This window comes from Paraglaciecola algarum (assembly GCF_021532655.1).
In the GTDB taxonomy this organism is placed as follows: domain Bacteria; phylum Pseudomonadota; class Gammaproteobacteria; order Enterobacterales; family Alteromonadaceae; genus Paraglaciecola; species Paraglaciecola algarum.
This window is the reverse complement of sequence record NZ_JAKGAS010000025.1, coordinates 1-2,649: the sequence shown is the minus strand read 5'-3', so window position 1 is coordinate 2,649 and position 2,649 is coordinate 1. Positions and strand designations below refer to the sequence as shown.

Here is a 2,649-nt window from a genome sequence, read left to right as displayed (position 1 = left end):
GGAGTCTGGCAGTGTGCTACTCTCGCATGGGGAAACCCCAAACTACCATCGCCGCTAATGCGTTTCACTTCTGAGTTCGGAATGGGATCAGGTGGGACCGCATCGCTATGGCCGCCAGACATAAACTGTTATTTATCGAGTGTTAACTCAATAAATCAATATGTAAAAGCTAATGCTTACTTTTAAAAAGGTTAAGCAAATAATCGAGGCTAAAAAGTACTTTCTAGTCTTACTCTGTTTTTATGATGTTGTCTTGTCACTCATATCACGCTTTTTTGTCTAAAGACATTTGGGCGTTGTATGGTTAAGCCTCACGGGCAATTAGTACAGGTTAGCTTAACGCATTGCTACGCTTCCACACCCTGCCTATCAACGTTGTAGTCTTCAACAACCCTTTAGGTACGTTAAACGTACAGGGATGACTCATCTTGGGGCTCGCTTCCCGCTTAGATGCTTTCAGCGGTTATCGATTCCGAACGTAGCTACCGGGCAATGCCTTTGGCAAAACAACCCGAACACCAGCGGTTCGTCCACTCCGGTCCTCTCGTACTAGGAGCAGCTCCCCTCAATCATCCAACGCCCACACCAGATAGGGACCGAACTGTCTCACGACGTTCTAAACCCAGCTCGCGTACCACTTTAAATGGCGAACAGCCATACCCTTGGGACCGACTTCAGCCCCAGGATGTGATGAGCCGACATCGAGGTGCCAAACACCGCCGTCGATATGAACTCTTGGGCGGTATCAGCCTGTTATCCCCGGAGTACCTTTTATCCGTTGAGCGATGGCCCTTCCATTCAGAACCACCGGATCACTATGACCTACTTTCGTACCTGCTCGACGTGTCTGTCTCGCAGTTAAGCTGGCTTATGCCATTGCACTAACCTCCTGATGTCCGACCAGGATTAGCCAACCTTCGTGCTCCTCCGTTACGCTTTGGGAGGAGACCGCCCCAGTCAAACTACCCACCAGACACTGTCCACATTCCCGATTAGGGAACAATGTTAGAACATCAAACCTACAAGGGTGGTATTTCAAGGACGACTCCACATCATCTGGCGACAATGCTTCGAAGTCTCCCACCTATCCTACACATGTAGGGTCAATGTTCAGTGCCAAGCTATAGTAAAGGTTCACGGGGTCTTTCCGTCTAGGTGCGGGTACACAGCATCTTCACTGCGATTTCAATTTCACTGAGTCCTGGGTGGAGACAGCGTGGCCATGATTACGCCATTCGTGCAGGTCGGAACTTACCCGACAAGGAATTTCGCTACCTTAGGACCGTTATAGTTACGGCCGCCGTTTACCGGGGCTTCGATCAAGAGCTTCGTCCAAGGACTAACCCCATCAATTAACCTTCCGGCACCGGGCAGGCGTCACACCGTATACGTCATCTTTCGATTTAGCACAGTGCTGTGTTTTTAATAAACAGTTCCAGCCACCATTTCACTGCGGCCGCCAATCGCTCATGAAGCAAGTCCAATCACAATCAGCGGCGTACCTTCTCCCGAAGTTACGGTACGATTTTGCCGAGTTCCTTCACCCAGGTTCTCTCAAGCGCCTTAGTATTCTCTACCTGACCACCTGTGTCGGTTTGGGGTACGGTTCGATATATCATAAGTTTAGAGGCTTTTCCTGGAAGCAGAGTATTTGCAACTTCAACACCGTAGTGTCTCGTCTCGTGTCTCAGGCATGTAGAATTCCGGATTTACCTAAAATTCAACCCTACGCACTTTCACCTAGACAACCAACGCTAGGCTTGCATAACTTTCTCCGTCCCCCCTTCACTGATATACCAAGTACGGAAATATTAATCCGTTTCCCATCGACTACGCATTTCTGCCTCGCCTTAGGGGCCGACTTACCCTGCCCTGATTAGCATGGGACAGGAAACCTTGGTCTTCCGGCGTGGGGGTTTTTCACCCCCATTATCGTTACTCATGTCAGCATTCGCACTTGTGATATGTCCAGCAAGCCTCTCAGCTCACCTTCAGCCACTTACACAACGCTCCCCTACCACTTGAACCGAAATTCAAGTCCGCAGCTTCGGTATATTACTTAGCCCCGTTACATCTTCCGCGCAGGCCGACTCGACTAGTGAGCTATTACGCTTTCTTTAAAGGATGGCTGCTTCTAAGCCAACCTCCTAGCTGTCTTAGCCTTCCCACTTCGTTTCCCACTTAGTAATATTTAGGGACCTTAGCTGGCGGTCTGGGTTGTTTCCCTCTTCACGACGGACGTTAGCACCCGCCGTGTGTCTCCCGGATAGTACTCACAGGTATTCGGAGTTTGCAAAGGGTTGGTAAGTCGGGATGACCCCCTAGCCTTAACAGTGCTCTACCCCCTGTGGTATTCGTCCGAGGCGCTACCTAAATAGCTTTCGGGGAGAACCAGCTATCTCCCGGTTTGATTGGCCTTTCACCCCCAGCCACAAGTCATCCGCTGACTTTTCAACGTCAGTCGGTTCGGTCCTCCAGTTGATGTTACTCAACCTTCAACCTGCCCATGGCTAGATCACCGGGTTTCGGGTCTATACCTAGCAACTAAACGCGCAGTTAACACTCGCTTTCGCTACGGCTCCCCTATTCGGTTAACCTTGCTACTAAATATAAGTCGCTGACCCATTATACAAAAGGTACGCAGTCACA

General features: G+C 49.9%; 2 rRNA genes. Both read right to left on the bottom strand.

The features are described 5' to 3' along the window. Positions 1-3: 3 nt before the first annotated feature. Positions 4-119, bottom strand: a 5S ribosomal RNA gene (gene rrf, locus L0668_RS20490). A 181-nt stretch (positions 120-300) separates the two neighbouring features. After that, positions 301-2,649, bottom strand: a 23S ribosomal RNA gene (locus tag L0668_RS20485); the annotation flags it as partial.